At 29.7% G+C, this 18,005-nt stretch carries 18 protein-coding genes; 17 read left to right on the forward strand and 1 reads right to left on the reverse strand.

The window, feature by feature from the left end; all coding sequences use genetic code 11:
- Window positions 1–178 precede the first annotated feature (178 nt).
- Complete coding sequence (plsY, locus tag Q0Y03_RS11835) at window positions 179–769, reverse strand: glycerol-3-phosphate 1-O-acyltransferase PlsY (protein ID WP_297714024.1); 591 nt, start codon at window positions 767–769, stop codon at window positions 179–181.
- A gap of 161 nt (window positions 770–930) precedes the next feature.
- Here plsY and Q0Y03_RS11840 point away from each other — a divergent pair, with 161 nt between their 5' ends.
- From Q0Y03_RS11840 to rbfA, 17 genes are all read left to right on the forward strand, one after another.
- Entirely contained in the window at window positions 931–1,080 is a 150-nt protein-coding gene (locus tag Q0Y03_RS11840; RefSeq protein ID WP_297714025.1) for a hypothetical protein, read from the forward strand.
- Between the two features lie 230 nt (window positions 1,081–1,310).
- A complete protein-coding gene (locus Q0Y03_RS11845) occupies window positions 1,311–2,354 on the forward strand; it encodes an ABC transporter ATP-binding protein (RefSeq protein ID WP_297714026.1) in 1,044 nt (347 codons plus the stop codon).
- The gene (locus Q0Y03_RS11850) at window positions 2,348–3,220 is read left to right on the forward strand and encodes a sugar ABC transporter permease (protein ID WP_291676785.1); all 873 of its coding nucleotides are present in this window, start codon (window positions 2,348–2,350) and stop codon (window positions 3,218–3,220) included. Before Q0Y03_RS11845 ends, Q0Y03_RS11850 begins: the two co-directional genes overlap by 7 nt.
- A gap of 11 nt (window positions 3,221–3,231) precedes the next feature.
- On the forward strand, window positions 3,232–4,059 hold the full coding sequence (locus Q0Y03_RS11855) for a carbohydrate ABC transporter permease (protein WP_294137898.1): 828 nt from the start codon (window positions 3,232–3,234) through the stop codon (window positions 4,057–4,059).
- Window positions 4,060–4,244: 185 nt separating this feature from the next.
- Window positions 4,245–5,573 carry an extracellular solute-binding protein gene (locus Q0Y03_RS11860; RefSeq protein ID WP_297714027.1) on the forward strand — a complete coding sequence of 443 codons (1,329 nt, stop codon included), beginning with the start codon at window positions 4,245–4,247 and terminating at the stop codon, window positions 5,571–5,573.
- A 100-nt stretch (window positions 5,574–5,673) separates the two neighbouring features.
- Window positions 5,674–6,645 carry a bifunctional oligoribonuclease/PAP phosphatase NrnA gene (locus tag Q0Y03_RS11865; protein ID WP_297714028.1) on the forward strand — a complete coding sequence of 324 codons (972 nt, stop codon included), beginning with the start codon at window positions 5,674–5,676 and terminating at the stop codon, window positions 6,643–6,645.
- A gap of 186 nt (window positions 6,646–6,831) precedes the next feature.
- A complete protein-coding gene (locus Q0Y03_RS11870) occupies window positions 6,832–7,998 on the forward strand; it encodes an iron-containing alcohol dehydrogenase (protein ID WP_297714029.1) in 1,167 nt (388 codons plus the stop codon).
- Between the two features lie 135 nt (window positions 7,999–8,133).
- The gene (locus Q0Y03_RS11875) at window positions 8,134–9,024 is read left to right on the forward strand and encodes a sulfide/dihydroorotate dehydrogenase-like FAD/NAD-binding protein (RefSeq protein ID WP_297714030.1); all 891 of its coding nucleotides are present in this window, start codon (window positions 8,134–8,136) and stop codon (window positions 9,022–9,024) included.
- The gene (gltA, locus tag Q0Y03_RS11880; protein WP_297714031.1) at window positions 9,024–10,424 is read left to right on the forward strand and encodes an NADPH-dependent glutamate synthase; all 1,401 of its coding nucleotides are present in this window, start codon (window positions 9,024–9,026) and stop codon (window positions 10,422–10,424) included. The genes Q0Y03_RS11875 and gltA overlap by 1 nt, the downstream gene beginning before the upstream one ends.
- An 87-nt stretch (window positions 10,425–10,511) precedes the next feature.
- Window positions 10,512–11,972 (forward strand): transcriptional repressor LexA, encoded by a 1,461-nt coding sequence (lexA, locus tag Q0Y03_RS11885; protein ID WP_297714032.1) that lies wholly within the window; start codon window positions 10,512–10,514, stop codon window positions 11,970–11,972.
- 23 nt (window positions 11,973–11,995) lie between these two features.
- On the forward strand, window positions 11,996–13,189 hold the full coding sequence (locus Q0Y03_RS11890; RefSeq protein ID WP_297714033.1) for a pyridoxal phosphate-dependent aminotransferase: 1,194 nt from the start codon (window positions 11,996–11,998) through the stop codon (window positions 13,187–13,189).
- A gap of 255 nt (window positions 13,190–13,444) precedes the next feature.
- The gene (gene rimP, locus Q0Y03_RS11895; protein WP_297714034.1) at window positions 13,445–13,903 is read left to right on the forward strand and encodes a ribosome maturation factor RimP; all 459 of its coding nucleotides are present in this window, start codon (window positions 13,445–13,447) and stop codon (window positions 13,901–13,903) included.
- A 17-nt stretch (window positions 13,904–13,920) separates the two neighbouring features.
- Entirely contained in the window at window positions 13,921–14,979 is a 1,059-nt protein-coding gene (nusA, locus tag Q0Y03_RS11900) for a transcription termination factor NusA (RefSeq protein ID WP_297714035.1), read from the forward strand.
- A gap of 13 nt (window positions 14,980–14,992) precedes the next feature.
- Window positions 14,993–15,259, forward strand: a complete 267-nt coding sequence (locus Q0Y03_RS11905; RefSeq protein WP_133014148.1) for a YlxR family protein — start codon at window positions 14,993–14,995, stop codon at window positions 15,257–15,259.
- Complete coding sequence (locus Q0Y03_RS11910) at window positions 15,252–15,566, forward strand: ribosomal L7Ae/L30e/S12e/Gadd45 family protein (RefSeq protein ID WP_297714036.1); 315 nt, start codon at window positions 15,252–15,254, stop codon at window positions 15,564–15,566. The genes Q0Y03_RS11905 and Q0Y03_RS11910 overlap by 8 nt, the downstream gene beginning before the upstream one ends.
- A 15-nt stretch (window positions 15,567–15,581) precedes the next feature.
- A complete protein-coding gene (gene infB, locus Q0Y03_RS11915) occupies window positions 15,582–17,642 on the forward strand; it encodes a translation initiation factor IF-2 (protein ID WP_297714037.1) in 2,061 nt (686 codons plus the stop codon).
- 12 nt (window positions 17,643–17,654) lie between these two features.
- Window positions 17,655–18,005: a 30S ribosome-binding factor RbfA gene (gene rbfA, locus Q0Y03_RS11920; protein ID WP_133014145.1), complete on the forward strand. Its 351-nt coding sequence runs from the start codon at window positions 17,655–17,657 to the stop codon at window positions 18,003–18,005.

Raw genomic sequence — 18,005 nt, forward strand, 5'->3', positions numbered from 1 at the left:
GACCAAGACTTTGCCTCCGACTTCCTTCAGATTCCATCTCACGATGGACACCCTTGTCATTAGCTAGTGGTTCCCACTACCAAGCCCACAACGGACTTTCACCGTCAAGTTGTTGCCCATGCTGGGCGCACAATAAAAAAACACTGAATTATATTTATATCAGTGTTTTTATAAAAATTTATTTTTCCTCACCTTTAATTAATCTAGCAATATTACTTTTATGTCTCCAAAATACTAAAAGACAAGCAAAAAGTGTAGCATAAACATAATATTTATTATAGCTTAATAAAAGAGTTGATAAAAATAATGTAATACCAGCAGCTAAAGAACGAATTGAAACAATTTTTGTTACCAATTTTAAGCCGAAGAAAATTACAGCTGTAATTAAAAATGGTATAGGAACAACTATCATAAAAGCAGCTGCAGAAGTAGCTACGCCTTTACCACCCTTAAAATTTAAAAAGACAGTATAATTATGTCCTAATATTGCTGCAATGGCTACTAATGATAAACTTAAACTTGCGTCAGTCTTTAGTATATCACTCCAAATTAAAATGCGTGTTAATAGTACAGGAATAATTGCTTTTAGCATATCACAAATTGCTGTTATTTTTGAAAGTTTTTCACCTGCAACTCTTTTAACATTAGTAGCACCAATGTTACCACTTCCATATTCTCTTACATCTTTATTAAGTTTCTTTTTTACTAAAATATATCCACTGGGGATTGAACCCATAAGATATGAAAAAACAATTAATAATGGTAGCATATATACCTCCTTATATATCTTTACATAAATATAATATTTAAGAATATTAAATTATGCAAGAAATATTTATAAATAAAAATTTAATAAGCATTTACTCTTAATATCAATAATTTAAAGAATAACATATAATATAACATTAAGAGGTGAGAGGTAAATCTTATATGGATAAGTGGGATAAATTTGCTATTATAACTTTCATTACTTGTGATGCTATATTAGAGAACAGTTATGAAATTAGAAATTTTTACAACTACTATTATAAGAATATTAAAAGAGAGGTTAAAGATATAATTAGTAGATTAATTAAATAATGTTTAACATTAATAAATATAAGGAATAACATTGGAGAAAAAAATGGTAAACATAAAAAAAGATAATCTAGGAAATTATAAGTAATATAAAATTTTTAAATTATAAAGAGAAGAAATTAGGGAAAATATTGACAAAGACAAAGATATTGTCGTATTCTGTAATAGCACGAAAGTCTATGGATTTTTGTATTTAATAGTATATGTATTAAAAAACATGAGGTGAATTATCAATGGGAATAAAACTAGAGAAACTAGTTGTAAAATTTGGAGATTTTAAGGCGCTTAATGAAGTTACTTTACAAATTCCGAAAGGAAAGTTAGTTTCATTATTAGGACCTTCAGGATCAGGAAAATCAACAACATTATTTACTATCTCAGGAATTCATAAACCACATAGTGGAAAGATTTATTTCGGAGATAGGGATGTAACTGGATTAGAACCAGAAGAGTTAGGAATAGGATTAGTATTCCAAAATTATGCATTATATCCACATATGACTGTAAGAGAAAATATATTATTTCCTTTAAAAAATTTAAAGTGGGATAAAGCAGAAGCAGAAAAGAGAGCTTTAGAAGTTGCTAAGATTGTAAAAATTGAAAGTCAATTAGATAAAAAGCCAGCTCAACTTTCAGGAGGGCAACAACAAAGAGTTGCTATTGCAAGAGCATTAGCAAAGAAGCCAGATATTTTACTTCTTGATGAACCTTTATCAAATCTAGATACAAAGTTAAGAGTTGAAACAAGACAAGAAATTAGAAGAATTCAAAAGGAAACTGGAGTTACAGCTATATTCGTAACTCATGACCAAGAAGAGGCTATGTCTATTTCAGATGAAATTGTACTGATGAAAGATGGTGCAATACAACAAGTTTCATCACCTAGTGATATATATATGAATCCAGTAAATAAATTTGTTGCATCTTTTATAGGAAGTCCAGAAATGAACTTTATAAATTTAGAATGTAAAGAAGGAACGGCTATTATTGATTCCTTAACAATAGAAAACTTACCTAATAATAAGTCAAAGGTTATTTTAGGGGTAAGAGCAGAAGATTTTGAGGTAGCAGATAAAGGATTAAAAACTAAAGTTGTTACAGTAGAAATATTAGGTAGAGAAAGATTATTAACATTAGATCATAATGGTAGTAAATACAAAATGTTAGTTGATAAAGAGTTCTTTATCAATGAAGGTGATGAGTTAATAATTAAGCCAAAGACAGGCAAGAGTTATGTGTTTGATGCTGAAAGTGAGGAGTTCATAACAAAATGCTAAAGAAGACAAATAAATTTAAGGGATATATATATTTACTACCTGCACTTATAATACTTGCTGTTTTTGTATTTTATCCTATAATTAATACAATAATTTTTAGTTTTGATGAAACTAAAGCTAGTGGATTTGTTTTTGGATTTGGATCATATAAATATCTATTTGAAGACAAAAGGTTTATACAATCTTTATTTAATACTGTAATTTATGCTGCAATAGTTCCAGCTTTATCGGTATTTATTTCTTTATTAATAGCTAATGCTTTAGCTAATATAAAGAATGAAAAAGTAAGAGGTATATTCCAAAGTGTTTACTTTTTACCTTATGTAACTTCATTGGTTGCTATAGGGATAGTATGGTCTTGGTTATTTAACTCTGAATATGGAATTATTAATTTCTTATTAGGGAAAATAGGAGTAGATCCTATAAACTGGCTTAATGATCCTAAATATGCAATGATAGCATTAATAATATTTGCAGTGTGGAAGAGTTTAGCTTTTAATACCTTAATATTAACTACAGGTATTGCATCAATAAATCCACAATATTATCAAGCTGCTAAAATAGATCAAGCTACAAATGGAACTATATTTAGAAAGATAACTGTTAAATTAGTTTCTCCTATGATTGCTTATACATATGTTATTAGTTTAATAGCTGCTTTTAAAGTTTACACAGAAGTTTATGTTCTATTTGGAGGACGTACATTAGATGGTGCAGTTTCAACTGTTGTTAGATATATAATTGATAGATTCTATGGAGATCAAGATTTCCCACTAGCATTTGCTGCTTCAGTTGTTCTATTAATTATAATATTAACTGTTACTTTAGTACAAAAAACAGTTGCTCGTAATAAGATTCATTACTAAGAGGTGTAAATATGAAAAATAAAAATAATTTTAAAGCATTCATTAAATACTTCTTATTAGTTGTCTTTGCTATTATAACGCTATTCCCATTTTATTGGATGATAGCATCGTCTTTAAAGTCAAGTTTTGAAGTTATTCAAACACCACCAACAATGTTTCCAGAAAACTTTATGTGGGATAACTTTAGTACTGCATTAGCAATGGCTCCTTTTGGAAGATATTTTATAAATACAATAATAGTTACAGCTTTAAGTATTGTTAGTACAGTTGTAATTTCAATATTATCAGCATTTGCTTTTTCACATCTTGAGTTTAAGGGAAGGGATTTAATATTTGCTATTTTCTTAGCTTCAATGATGATACCAGGAGAAGTATTAATAGTAACTAACTTTAAAACAATTTCAACATTAAATTTAATTGATAGTTATTCAGCATTATTTGTACCTTACATGGCAAATGTATTATATATTTATATGCTTAGAGAATTCTTCTTAAAGATTCCAAAACAATTATATTATGCAGCAAAAATAGATGGTGCAAGTGATTGGAAGTTTTTATGGAGAATAGTTGTACCTATGGCTAAGCCATCAATTATTACAATTTGTATATTAGTAGGTATAAACTCATGGAATGCATTCTTATGGCCATTACTTGTTACAAATAGTGATAATATGAGATTGCTAGCAAATGGATTAACTGCATTCCAATCAGATGTAGGAAATAGATATGAATTATTAATGGCCGCATCTACAATAATTACAATGCCAATAGTTGTAATTTATATGTTCTTACACAAGAAAATTATGAATGGTATATCTATTGGTGGAATAAAGGGATAATATAAAAAGTTAGATATATAGGAAGAGTTTGAATTAAAAGTTAAAATATTAATGCTTTAATTATTTATTATGAAAGTTATTGTAAATACTTTAATTATGTATATATGAAAATTTAATACTTTATCTTTTAGTCATCTTTTCTTAAATATATATATATAAATTATTAGGTTTTAGAGGTGAAGCAAATGAAAAGAAGATTATTAGCATCTTTAATGACTGCAATAGTTGCAGCTACAGCATTAACAGGGTGCTCAAAAAGTGATTCATCAAGCGAGAAGATCGTTACAGAATTACAAGAACCAGTAACAATTGAAATGTGGCATTATATGACTGGAAAACAAGCAGAAGTGTTACAAACTATAGTTGATGACTTTAATAGTTCAAACACTCAAGGAATAACAGTTAAGGCTTCAGGCCAAGGTAGTATTGCGGACTTAAACAAAAAGGTTATAGCAGCGTCTCAATCAAATACTTTACCAGCTATAGTTAATGTTTATCCAGATGCAGCTACAGGTCTTATTAATGATAATAAGGTTGTAGACTTAACACCATATGTTGAAAATGAAACTATAGGAATGGCAGAAGACTTAAAGAATGACTTTATTCCAGATTTTATTAATGAGTTATCACAATGGGGAGAAAATAAAATATATGGGCTTCCAATGACTAAATCTACAGAAGTTTTATATGTTAATAAGAATTTATTAGAACAATTAGGATATACTGTGGATGATTTAAAAGATTTAACTTTTGAAAAGTTAGCAGAAATATCAGAAAAATGTCAAACTGAATTAGGGATACCAGGGTTTGGATTTGATTCAAGCTCAAATGCATTTATTTCTAGTTTAAAAGCAGATGGAAAAGACTTTGTTCAATTAGATGGAAAAATAAATGTTGTTAACGATTGGTCTAAGGAGTTTATGCAATTCTTTAGAGAAAACACTCAAATTGGTGCATTTAGAGTAGCTGGTGAAGATAAATTCTTATCAGGACCATTCTCAAATCAAAAGGTTTTAGCTTACCAAGGATCTTCAGCTGGATTTGCGCATATAAACACTAATGGTGCTTTTGAAATAGCTGTAGTAGAAGTTCCTCATTTTGAAGGAAAAGATAAAGCAGTTATTCAACAAGGTGCTTCTTTATTTGTAACTAAAGATGTTTCTCCAGAAGCTCAATATGCTGCTTATGAATTTATTAAATTTGCAACTAATACTGAAAATACAGCTAAGTTTGCAACGTCTACTGGATATTTACCAGTTAGAAAGTCAGCTCAAGATTCTACTATAGTTCAAGAAGTATTAGCTGATAGTAATTCTTTATACGGTAAAATTTACAATGTAGCTAAGGAATCATTAAATTTTGCTTACTTTACTCCTGCAGTAAACAATGCTCAATCAGCAAGAACAGTTGCAGATGAAAAATATGCATCTTATGTTACTGGAACTTCAGATGATGTTGATAGTATGTTAGAAGAAATGAATTCACAAGTTGAAACTTCAATAAGTCGTCAATAATACATAAAAATGTATAATTTTATTTATGCCCTGCTTAGCTTAGCTAAGTAGGGGATTTTTTTATTAAATATTTAAATTTTATTTTTAGGAGGTATTAAAAGTGGAGGAAAAACTCATTGAAAATATAATAAAGAAAATTGAAGAATATGATACTATAGCAATATATCGTCATGTTTTTCCAGATCCAGATTCTTATAGTTCACAAACTGCTCTGAAAAGTATAATAGAAAATACATATCCTAATAAAAGGGTAGTATTATTAGGTGAACATTCAAAAAATCTAGAATATATAAATATTATGGATGAAGAAATTGAATTAAATAAAGATTCATTAGCTATTATAGTAGATGTAGCCAATAAAGAAAGAGTTGACAATCAATCATTTAATAACTGTGGTTATATAATTAAAATTGATCATCATAAACCTTTTGACGCTCCATTTGAAAATTTAACATGGGTAGACCCCAATTATTCTTCTTGTAGTGAAATGATTTTAGATTTATATTTAGCTAATGAAGATAAATTAAAAATAGATAAAGAAGGAAGACGTGCTTTATTTACAGGTATAATTGGAGATACTGGGAGATTTTTATATATAGATAATCCAACTAATTTATTTGAAAAGCTATCTAAAATTACTTTTGATTTAGAAACAAAAGTAATTTATGCAAATATGTATAAAAGAGAAGAAACAGAATTAAAATTCTTAGGATATATTTATAGTAATTATGTAACTACTGAAAATGGAATGGCATATTTGAAAGTAAAAAATGAAATAGCGAAAAAATATGGTTTAGAGCCAATAAAAGCTGCAAGAATGGTGAATGCTCTTCAAGACACTTCTGGAATAAATAATTGGAATTTCTTTGTAGAAAAAGAAGATGGTTCGATTTTTTGTGAGTTTAGGTCTAATGGACCTAGAGTTAATGATATTGCATCTAGCTTTGGGGGAGGCGGTCATATGTTAGCTGCCGGTGCATCTCTTGCAAATTGGGAAAAAGTTGATGAAATAATAGAAGCTCTTGATAATAATTCTAAAAAATACAAGGAAGAAAACAAAGGAAAAAAATAAAATACAAAAAAAGATACCTAAAGATTAACTTTTTATGAAAGTTGTCTTTAGGTATCTTTTTATGTATAAAAATATATTTTAATTTAGTAATATTATGGTATAATTAATTTATATTACTAATTAAGTAATATATTAAAAATATAGTATAAATGTGTATTGATTAAAGATTTTCAGGAGGAGAAGAATATGGCGAGATTTACATTACCAAGAGATATTTATCATGGGAAAGGTTCTTTAGAAGTATTAAAAACTTTAAAAGGAAAAAGAGCTGTAGTAGTTGTAGGTGGAGGCTCAATGAAAAGATTTGGGTTTCTAGATAAAGTAGAAAGTTATTTAAAGGAAGCTGGAATAGAAGTTAAGTTAATAGAAGGAGTAGAACCAGATCCATCAGTTGAAACTGTTATGAGTGGAGCAGCTGTAATGAGGGATTTTGAACCAGATTGGATAGTGGCTATGGGAGGAGGATCACCAATAGATGCAGCAAAGGCTATGTGGATTTTTTATGAGTATCCTGACTTTACTTTTGAACAAGCTGTTGTACCTTTTGGTTTACCTGAATTAAGACAAAAGGCTAAATTTGTAGCAATACCATCAACTTCAGGAACTGCAACAGAAGTAACTGCTTTTTCTGTAATTACTGATTATAAAGCTAAGATTAAATATCCTTTAGCTGATTTTAATATAACTCCAGATATTGCAATAGTTGATCCAGAATTAGCGCAAACAATGCCTGCTAAACTTGTTGCTCATACTGGTATGGATGCATTAACACATGCAATAGAGGCATATACAGCTTCATTAAGATCAAATTTTTCAGATCCATTGGCTTTAAAGGCTATTGATATGGTTAATGAAAATTTAGTTAAGTCTTTTGAAGGTGATGTAGAAGCTAGAAACTTAATGCATGAAGCACAGTGTTTGGCTGGTATGGCATTTAGTAACGCTTTATTAGGAATAGTACACTCAATGGCTCATAAGGTTGGATCGGTATTCCATATTCCACATGGATGTGCAAATGCAATATTCCTACCATATGTAATTCAATATAATAGAACAGAATGTGAAGGTAGATATGCAGATATAGCAAGAATGTTAAAGTTAGAAGGAAATACAGATGCTGAATTAACAGATTCATTAATAGCAAAAATAAATGAATTTAATGTAGCATTAAATATTCCATCATCAATGAAAGAATATGGAGTAACTGAAGAAGATTTCTTAGCTAATGTTAAACATATAGCTCATAATGCAGTTTTAGATGCATGTACTGGATCTAATCCAAGAACAATTGATGATGAAACTATGGAAAAGCTTCTTTCATGTACATTCTATGGAAATAAAGTAGATTTTTAATAAATAGTTTATGATTTAAGAATGCATTTTTAAGTAAAGAAATTTAAAGGTGCATTCTTAAACTTATAATAAAGATTCTAAATTTAAAATTTAGTTATAAATATATAACATAAGAAAATTATGGGGGTTATTAAGGTGTATAAGATAACAAGTAAAAGATTATTAACTGAAAACATATATTTAATGGATATTGAGGCTCCAAGAGTAGCTAAATCAGCTCAGCCTGGGCAATTCATTATTATAAAGAATAATGATAAAGGTGAAAGAATTCCTTTAACTATTGCCGATTATGATAGAGAGAATGGAACTGTTACAATAGTTTTTCAAACCGTTGGATATGGCACAAAAGAGCTTGCTAAATTTGAAGTAGGTGATTATGTACAAGACTTTGTTGGACCATTAGGTCAGCCAAGTGAGTTTGTACATGAAGATTTAGATGAACTTAGAAAGAAAAAAGTTTTATTTGTAGCGGGAGGGGTAGGTGCAGCACCTGTTTATCCACAAGTAAAATGGTTCTATCATAATAATATTGATGTTGATGTTATTATTGGGGCTAGAAATAAAGAGTTAGTAATATTAGAAGAAGAGATGAGAAAAGTAGCCCAAAACTTATATATATCTACTGATGATGGTTCTTATGGATTTAATGGCAGAGTTACAGATTGTTTATTGGATTTAGTAAATAATCAAGGGAAGAAATATGATCATGCAGTTGTTATAGGCCCAATGATAATGATGAAATTTATGTCAATGCTTACTAAGGAGCTTGAAATAAAAACTACTGTAAGTTTAAATCCTATTATGGTTGATGGTACAGGTATGTGTGGCGCTTGTAGAGTTACAGTAGGAGATGAAGTTAAATTTGCATGTGTTGATGGCCCAGAATTTGATGGACATCTTGTAAATTTTGATGAAAGTATGAGAAGGCAATCTCTTTATAAAAGCGAAGAGGGAAGAACTATGCTTAAGTTAGAAGAAGGCGACACACACCATAGAGAAGGTTGCGGATGCGGAGGACATAAGTAATGAATAAAGTAGTAGATAGAATGAAAAGAATACCTGTAAGGGAACAAGAAGCTAGTGTAAGAGCAAAAAACTTTGATGAAGTTTGTTTAGGATATGATGAGGAAAGGGCCTTAGATGAAGCGAGCAGATGTTTAGGATGTAAAAATCCAAAATGTGTAAGTGGATGTCCAGTATCAATAGATATACCAGGATTTATATCTCATGTTAAAGATGGAGATTTTGAAGGGGCAGCAAAAGAAATTGCAAAGTATAGTGCATTACCAGCTGTCTGTGGAAGAGTATGTCCACAGGAGTCACAATGTGAAGGAAAATGTGTGTTAGGAATAAAGGGTGAACCAGTTGCTATTGGGAAGCTAGAAAAATTCACTGCTGATTGGGCAAGATGTCATAATGTTGATCTTTCTGATAAAGAAGAATCAAAAGGTAAAAAGGTGGCTGTAATAGGTTCAGGACCAGCAGGACTTACTTGTGCAGGAGATTTATCTAAAAAAGGTTATGATGTTACTATATTTGAGGCTTTACATGAAGCTGGTGGAGTTTTAGTTTATGGTATACCTGAGTTTAGATTACCAAAGGAAGAAGTAGTAAAATCAGAGATTGAAAATATTAAAAAGCTAGGAGTTAAAATTGAAACTAATGTAGTTGTAGGAAGAACAGTTACAATAGATTCATTAATTGAAGATGAGGGGTTTGATGCTGTATTTATAGGATCAGGTGCAGGATTACCAAAATTTATGGGCATACCAGGTGAAAATTCAAATGGAGTATTTTCAGCTAATGAATTTTTAACAAGAGTAAACTTAATGAAAGCATTCAAAGAAGAATATCATACACCAGTTAAAGTTGGAAAGAAGGTAGCTGTAGTTGGTGGAGGAAATGTTGCAATGGATGCTGCTAGAACAGCGTTAAGACTTGGTGCAGAGACTCACATTGTATATAGAAGAAGTGAGTCAGAATTACCAGCAAGACTTGAGGAAGTTCATCATGCAAAAGAGGAAGGAGTAATATTTGATGTATTAACTAATCCTACAGAAATCTTAACAGATGAAAATGGATGGGTTACAGGAATGAAGTGTGTCAAAATGGAACTTGGAGAACCAGATACTTCTGGAAGAAGAAGACCAGTGGTTAAAGAAAATTCAGAGTTTGTTATGGATGTAGATACTGTTATAATGTCTCTTGGAACATCTCCAAATCCATTAATTTCATCAACAACTAAAGGATTAGAAGTTAATAAGTGGAAATGCATAGTTGCTGATGAAGAAACAGGCCTTACAACAAAAGAAGGTGTTTATGCTGGGGGAGATGCAGTTACAGGTGCTGCAACTGTTATTTTAGCAATGGGAGCAGGAAAAAAGGCCGCTGCTGCAATAGATGAATATTTAAGTAACAATAAGTAGAAATAATTGACTTTTTATCTATAAATGAATAAAATTATTTTATAACTCCAAAGTTATGTTTTTTCTTTGGGGTTTTTCTTTATAATAATGGGAAGTATGATAGTAGGTGTAATTATGAAATTGACGAAAAATCAAAATAGATTTATAAATAATAAAAATATGGGCTTTTCATTGATGAAAGGAAAATCATTAACAGGAAAGACAGTAGCAGCTTTGCATAGAGTTATAAATTTAGAAAATAATTATTGTATATATAATGAGGATAAGATTTTATATTTATCTTCAAATTATAAAAAGTTAGATAATAGTAAAAGTTTATATAAAGAAAAAAGCAAAGAAAGTGATTTTTACTCATTATTTAGTATTGATGAGGAAAGAGTTGAGTTTAATTTAGTAAAGGTATTAATAAAAGATTTTTCAGAAAGATACATAAATGCAAATAAATTAAATTTAAAGACTATTTCTTTTGAAGAAGCATATAAGTTTATAAAAACAGAAGACTTTTACAATGAATTATTATTGTTAGCAAAAAAATCTAAGGTTATTAATAAGATTAAAAGTGAAGACTTGTATGATGAAATTATGTGGATAAAAGCATGCAATTTTACAAGGGAAGAATATAGTGATGTTGAAAGAAAAGGTAGAAAATATAGATTAATAAAAAATTCATATAGTAGAGATTCTATATATAGACTTATGGAATTATACACTTCTATATTAAGACAAAATGGATATTATGATTATTATGATGAAATATCATTTGCTATAAAATATGGACAACTATATAAAGAAAAGTATACTCACATAGTTTTAGATGATGTAGAGGTATTAACTAAGGGTGAAATTGAATTTGTAAAGAGTATATATTCTAACCATGCACATTCATCATTTGTTTTTATTTTAAACAATGAATTTTGTAATGATAAAATGTGTTGGTTAGTAAAAGGTAGAAGATTAAAAACTCTTGGAGCAGATTTTAAAGGAAGAAGTTTTGCTTTCAAGAAGGAATTTAAAGAAGAAAAAAGTAAAGGGAAAAATTATATGGAAAAGTTCCAATATGTAAACTTGAAATATAAAAATATAGTTGAATTTAATATTGATAGTTCTTCTTCTAAGAAAGAAATTTATTTAGAAGATAATACTATATTTAATGAAGGGGAATTAGTTGAAGTTGATGTATATAGTGATATAGCAGCAGGTAACCCTATTGAAATTAATGATGAGGTGGAAGAAAAGTTTAATTTACCTAAGAGTTGGTTAGAAAAAGGAAAAGAAACTTTCATATTACATGTTAAGGGTGATAGTATGATTGAGAAAAATATAAATGATGGAGATTTAGTTGTTATTAAGAGACAAAATACTGCATTAAATAATGATATTATTGCTGCTAGTTTAGATGGAGAAGCGACTTTAAAAACCTTAAAGCTAAATGGGAGTGAGCCTATGTTAATTCCAGCTAATCCTAAATATAGTGAGATATATTTAGAAGGCAAGGAAGTGAGCATATTAGGTGTAGCTATTGGGGTAATAAAAAATAAATTGAATTAATTGTGAAATAAGGGGGCTAGAGAATGATTTCAAGTAAGATGAGAGCTATGGTTTCAAATAACTCTACTATTAGGGCGATGTTTGAGGAAGGAAAGCGATTATCAAGTATATATGGAGAAGAAAATGTTTTTGATTTTAGTATAGGTAACCCTAATGTAGAACCACCAAAAGAGATTAAAAAGATAATAAATAAAATTGTTAATGAGGAAATGCCAAATTTTATTCATGGGTATATGAATAATTCAGGATATGAAGATGTTAGAGAAGCAATAGCTAACCATTTAGGAGAAGAATATAATCTTGAATTGAAATGTGAAAATATAATTATGACTTGTGGTGCTGCTGGAGGACTAAATGTAATTTTAAAAAGTATTTTAGACCCAAAAGATGAGGTTATTGTTTTTGCACCTTTCTTTGGAGAGTATGTTAATTATGTTAAAAATTTTGATGGGGTAGTAACTGTTGTATCGGCAGACACAAATAGTTTTCAGTTAAATTTAGAAGAACTAAAAAAGAAGATATCAAATAAGACTAAAGCTATAATTATTAATTCTCCTAATAACCCAAGTGGAGTTATATATAGTGAAGAGACAATAAAAGAATTATCTAATATATTAATGGAGAAAGAGTTGGAATTTAATAAAGATATTTATTTAATTTCAGATGAACCGTATAGGGAAATTGTATATGAGAATACTAAAGTGCCTTGTATATTAAATTATTATAATAATTCATTTATAGGATATTCATATAGTAAATCATTATCGCTGCCGGGTGAAAGAATAGGTTATATTGTGGTTAATCCTAAAATGAATACTTTTGAAGATATAACATCAGCTTTAAATATAGCAAATAGGATTTTAGGTTTTGTTAATGCACCTTCGCTTTTTCAAAGGGTAATAAAAGAAAGTTTAAAGTTAGGAGTTGATGTTAACATTTATAAGAAAAATAGAGATTTATTATATAATCACCTAGTGTCTATAGGGTTTGAATGTTTAAAACCAGATGGAGCATTTTATCTTTTCCCAAAGTCACCAATAGAAGATGATGTTAAATTTTGTGAGGATGCTAAAAAGTTTAATATATTAGCAGTACCAGGAAAAACTTTTGGATGTCCAGGCTATTTTAGATTATCTTATTGTATATCTTATGATAAGATTGAAAGATCATTAAAATCTTTTGATGAGCTTATAAAGTTGTATAAACAATATAATTAAAGAAGATTTATATTGAATAAAAAAATACAAATTTGGGCAAGTTTTAAATGGGAAAGTTAAATGTTGCTATAGCCCCTTGTATTTATTAGTAAAGTATGATAAGATAGATTAAGAAGTAATTTACTAATAGCTAGAAAATGAAGAGTGGGGCTTGTTCCCGCTCTTTATATTTGAACGCAACTACTTTTTAGTTGCGTTTTTACATATCTATTTTTTAAATTACCTAAAAACTGAATATTGCAAAGGAGGATAATTATGAAGAATGATGCCTTAGTTACTCAAATTTATGAAATGGTTAAACCCATATCAGATGAACTTAACTATGAAATATATCATGTTGAATATGTTAAGGAAAATGGAGAATATTATTTAAGAATATATATAGAAAAAGAAGGCGGCATCACTTTAAGTGATTGTGAAGCTCTTTCAAGAAGAGTAAGTGACCTTATGGATGAAAAGGATCCTATACCAGAAGCTTATTTCCTAGAAGTTTCATCACCAGGTTTAAATAGAACATTATTTAATGAAGCTCATTATAAGAGATTTGTAGGTAGAGAAGTAATGGTTAAACTTACAAAAGCTATAGATGGAAAGAAAAGTATTAAAGGTATTTTAAAAGAAGTAAATGAAGAAAATATAATAGTTGAAGCAGACACTTTAATAAGCATACCAAAGGAAAAAATTAAAAGTGCAAATATTGAAGGGGAAATATAGTAAGGAGGGTATTTAAGATGAACCAAGAGTTTATAGGTGCTCTTAAAGAAATAGTAAAAGATAAAGGTATTAGTGAAGATCTATTATTTACAACAATTGAGGATGCATTAGTTGCAGCTTATAAGAAAAATTATGCAGGACCAACATCTTCAGCACAAAACGTAAAAGTAACAATTGATAGAGAAAATGGAGAAATACATGTTTATTCTCAAAAAATTGTTGTTGAAGAGGTCTTTGATAATGTTACTGAAATTGCATTAGAAGAAGCACAAGAAATAAAACCTACATATGATTTAGATGATGTAGTAGATTTTGAAGTTACTCCAAAGAATTTTGGAAGAGTTGCAGCGCAACTTGCAAAAGGGGTAGTAACTCAAAGAATAAGAGAAGCTGAAAGAAGTATCATATATAATGAATATAAAGAAAAAGAATATGATATTATAACTGGAACAGTTTTAAGAGAAGATAAAGGAAATGTTTTTGTTAATATTGGAAAGCTAGAAACAGCAGTTGGACCAAATGAACAAATTCCAAGGGAAAAGTATAAATTTAATGAAAAAATTAAATTATATGTTGTAGAAGTTAAAAACACTTCTAAAGGTGCTCAAATAATAGTATCTAGAACACATCCAGGATTAGTTAAAAGATTATTTGAACTAGAAGTTCCAGAAATATATGAAGGTGTTGTTGAAATAAAAAGCATCTCAAGAGAAGCTGGATCAAGAAGTAAAATTGCAGTATTATCTCATGATGAAAATGTTGATCCTATGGGAGCTTGTGTTGGACCTAAGGGTGCAAGAGTTCAAAACATAGTAAATGAACTTAAGGGTGAAAAAATAGATATAATTAAATGGAGCAAAAACCCAGAAGAATTTATAGCAAGTTCTTTAAGCCCTGCTAAGGTTTTAAGTGTGACAGTTGATGAAGATTCAAAGTCAGCTAAGGTTATTGTTGAAGATAACCAATTATCACTTGCAATTGGAAAAGAGGGTCAAAATGTAAGATTAGCTGCTAAGCTAACTAATTGGAAAATTGATATAAAGAGTAAGTCACAAGCTGAAGCTATAGAGGAATAAGGGGGATTTTTTTATGAAAGTAAAGAAAATACCTTTAAGAATGTGCACAGGTTGTATGGAAATGAAGCCTAAGAAGGAACTTATTAGAGTTGTAAAAAGCCAAGAAGGTGAAGTTTCTGTTGACTTAACAGGAAAAAAAGCAGGTAGAGGCGCTTATATTTGCAAAAGTATTGAGTGTTTAGAAAAAGCATTTAAAGCAAAAAGATTAAGTAGAAACCTTGATGTTGCAATAGATGAAGAAATATACAACAGATTAAGGGAAGAGATAGTTAATGAATAAGTTTTTTAATTTTTTAGGTCTTGCTAAAAGATCAGGGAATTTAATAGAAGGGTATAGCAAATGTGATGAACAACGTAACAGACGTAGTTTTTATCTTGTAATACTAAGTGATGATGCTTCTAACAGTACAAAAAAGAAGTTTAGAAATCATTGTGCTGAAAAAGGAATTCCTCTTATAGAAGACTTTTCGAAAGAACAACTAGGCAACCCAATTGGAAGAGAGGAACTAAAAGTTTTAGCTGTGATAGATAAAAATATGGCTGAAAAGTTAATATCCTTGTACCAAAATGAAGAAGGAAGAAATTAACCGGGGGTGATTTTATTGTCAAAGATTAGAGTATATGAATTGGCAAAAGAGCTTAATGTTAGCTCAAAAGATTTAATAAATTTATTGATGGAAGAGTTTGGTGTTGAAGTTAAAAATCATATGAGTGTGATAGAAGATGAAGATGCAACACTAATAAAAGAACTATTAGGTGATACTAGTGATAGTGAAGGTAAGAAGAGCTTAGTTGATGAATATGAAGAAGAACTTGCTGAGTCACTTAATAAAGGTGTAAGAAAAAAGAAAAAGACTAAGAAAGAGTTAGAGCAAGAAGAAGTTGAAAGAAATGCTGAAGCTGCATGTGGAGTAATTGAGATTGGTGAAACAATAACAGTTAAAGAATTATGTGAAAAGCTTGGTAAGCCAACAAATGATGTTATTAAGAATTTAATATTCTTAGGTGTAATGGCTGGTGTTAACCAAGAAATAGATTTCTCTACTGCTGAAAAACTTTGCGAAAAATATGAAGTTTTAGTTGAAAAGAAAGAAGAAGGAACAGAATTAGAAGAATTTGAAGAAGAAGCTGATATTGTTGAAGAAAACTTAGTTAAGAGGCCTCCAATAGTAACAATTATGGGGCATGTTGACCATGGTAAGACTTCACTTTTAGATGCTATAAGAAATGCTAAAGTTACTGCTAGTGAAGCTGGTGGAATAACTCAACATATAGGGGCTTATACAGTTTCTTTAAATGGAGAAAAGATTACATTCTTAGATACTCCAGGACATGAAGCTTTCACTGCAATGAGAGCTAGAGGAGCACAAGTTACTGATATAGTTATATTAGTTGTTGCTGCAGATGACGGTATAATGCCACAAACAAAGGAAGCAATTAACCACTGTAAAGCTGCAGATGTTCCTATGATTGTTGCAATAAATAAGATTGATAGACCAGGTGCAAATGTTGATAGAGTTAAACAAGAATTAACTGAGCATGGATTAGTTTCAGAAGACTGGGGTGGAGACACTATTTGTGTTCCAGTTTCAGCTAAGACAGGTGAGAACCTAGAAAGTCTATTAGAAATGGTACTATTAACAGCTGAAATGCAAGAATTACAAGCTGATCCAAATAGAAAAGCTAAGGGTACTGTAATTGAAGCTAAATTAGATAAAGGTAGAGGAGCTGTTGCATCACTACTTATTCAAAATGGTACTTTAAACGTAGGGGATTCTATCTTAGTTGGGTCTACTTACGGTAGAATAAGAGCTATGTTTGATGATAGAGGAAAGAAGATAAAGAGTGCAGGACCATCTATTCCAGTTGAAATATTAGGTCTTTCAGAAGTACCAGCTGCTGGTGATAGATTTATAGTTTGTAAAGATGAAAAGACTGCAAGAAATATGGCTGATTTAAGAAAGCAAAAGATTAAAGCTGATAGTCACCAAGCGTCTAACAGAGTATCTTTAGAAGATTTATATAGCCAAATTCAAGAAGGTAAAGTTAAGGAATTAGCTATAGTTGTTAAAGCTGACGTTCAAGGTTCAGTTGAAGCAATAAGACAATCTTTAGAAAAGTTATCTACTGATGATGTTAAGGTTAGAGTAATACATGGTGCTGTTGGAGCTATAACAGAAACAGATGTTACACTTGCTGCAGCTTCAAATGCTTTAATAATTGGATTTAATGTAAGACCTGATGGAAATGCAACAGCTCAATCAGAAAAAGAAAGCATTGAAATAAAAACATATAGAATAATATATGATGCAATTGAAGATGTTAAGTCAGCTATGATTGGTATGCTTGAACCAGAATATAAAGAAGTTGTAAATGGTAAGGCAGAAGTAAGAATGACATACAAGATTTCAAATGTAGGAACTATAGCAGGATGTTATGTTATAGATGGTAAAATTGTAAGAAATTCTGAAGTTAGAGTAATTAGAGATGGTATCGTAATATTTGAATCAACATTAGCTTCATTAAAGAGATTTAAAGATGATGCTAAAGAAGTAGCTAAGGGCTATGAATGTGGTTTAAGTATTGAAAAGTTCAACGATCTTAAAGAAGGCGATATTATAGAATCATTTACAATGGAAGCTATTAAAAGAAAAGAGCTTTAAGAGGTGTTTTGAATGGCTAACTATAGAGGCGGAAGAATAAACGAAGAAGTAAAAAGAGAAATTAGTACTATAATAAGAAATGAAATAAAAGATCCAAGACTTACTGCCATGGTATCAGTTACTGATGTAAAGGTAACTAAAGATTTAAGATATGCAAAGGTATTTGTAAGTATATTTGGAAAAGATGATGAAGAAAAGAACAATACATTTATTGCTCTAAAAAATGCTAGTGGATATATTAGAAGAGAAATAGGTCAAAGAATTAATTTAAGATACAATCCTCAAATAATATTTGAACTTGATGATTCAATAAATTATGGAATGCATATTGAAGAATTAATTCAAAAGGTAAAAGATAAGTAA

This window comes from Clostridium sp. (assembly GCF_026168755.1).
In the GTDB taxonomy this organism is placed as follows: domain Bacteria; phylum Bacillota; class Clostridia; order Clostridiales; family Clostridiaceae; genus Clostridium.